The organism is Amycolatopsis rhizosphaerae (assembly GCF_007713715.1).
Lineage (GTDB): Bacteria > Actinomycetota > Actinomycetes > Mycobacteriales > Pseudonocardiaceae > Amycolatopsis_E > Amycolatopsis_E rhizosphaerae.
On the sequence record NZ_VJWX01000854.1, the window covers coordinates 1 to 1,325 of the forward strand.

General features: G+C 69.9%; 1 protein-coding gene. It reads left to right on the forward strand.

The annotated features are described in order from the left end of the window. Positions 1 to 192 precede the first annotated feature (192 nt). Complete coding sequence (locus FNH05_RS37415; protein ID WP_186382951.1) at positions 193 to 1,077, forward strand: replication-relaxation family protein; 885 nt, start codon at positions 193 to 195, stop codon at positions 1,075 to 1,077. Positions 1,078 to 1,325 lie beyond the last annotated feature (248 nt).

Sequence of the window (1,325 nt, forward strand, 5' to 3'; positions counted from 1 at the left end):
GGCAAAGGCACCAAGCGCACGGCGATGCCCGGCCAGTCACCGGGCCACTCACCGGCCAGTCAGCAAGCCACCTATGACTGGCCCACTGACTGACCCGCCCCAACCCCGCTCTATCGGCAGCTCAGCGTGTCTGAAGGAGGGATCGTGCGCGTCTCCCGACATTCATCGATACATCCCCACACACCCCCGAGGGTGGACATCCGCCCGGCCGGAAAGGCCGACCTGCTCACGCGCTCACGAGGGCTGACCGCCCGCGACGCGGAAGTGCTCTCCTACCTCGCCCGCCACCGGGTGCTTACCGCGTTGCAGCTCGCCCGGCTGGTGTTCGGCTCCTACTCCCACGCCCGCTCCAGGCTCGCCGTGCTCCACGAGCGCGGGGTGCTGGCCCGCTTCCGCCGCGACATCTGGCCCGGCTCCCAACCCTGGCGCTACACCCTCGGCCCCATCGGCGCCATCGTGCACGCCGCCGCCACCGGCGCCGCGCTACCCCGCCCGGCCACGGTCACCGAAACCGTGCTCCGCCTGGCGCACTCCGCGCACACCGAACACCGGCTCGGCGTCAACGACTTCTTCGCCACCCTCGCCGGACACTCCCAACACCACGACGGCCGCGCGCTCGGCGAGTGGTGGCCGGAAAACGAGGTCGGCGCAACCTGCGCTGGAATCGTCCGCCCCGACGGCTACGGCGAATACAGCGACCACGACCGCACCCTCGGGTTCTTCTACGAATACGACACTGGAACCGAAACCCTCGACACCCTGGTGGAGAAAGTCGGGAAATACGCCGAACTGGCCGACGCCGGAATCTGCAAGCCCATCCTGTTCCACCTCCCGAGCGCCAGCCGTGAACACCATTTCCACGCCGCCGTCACCCGCCGCTGGCCGGTCAAACCCCCGGTGCCCATAGCAACCATGCCCGCCGACCAACTCGCTCCGCCCGGCCACCACATCGCCGCCGCGAGCCCGTCCATCGTGGACGCCCTGTGGCGACCCATCGGCCACACTCGCCGCCGCACCCTCGCCGACCTCGCGCCCCGCACCACCCGGCAGCCCACCGCTCGTACGGACGCGGCATGACGAGACCCAACCGAGACGGCGCGTCGAGAGCGCGAGACCCGCCGAGACCAACAGTCTCGCGAGACCGAGACCACCGGGACCGCCACAGTCCCATGCTCTCCCAACAGGTCTCGCCACTGCGAAGCTGATCACCGCTGGCAACCCGCCTTCCTTGCCCGCCACGCTCGCCCGAGGGAGAACCCGTGCCCGACCCGCGCCGCAATCCCACCCAAAACCAGCCCGGCGACAGCAATGACGACCACGACACC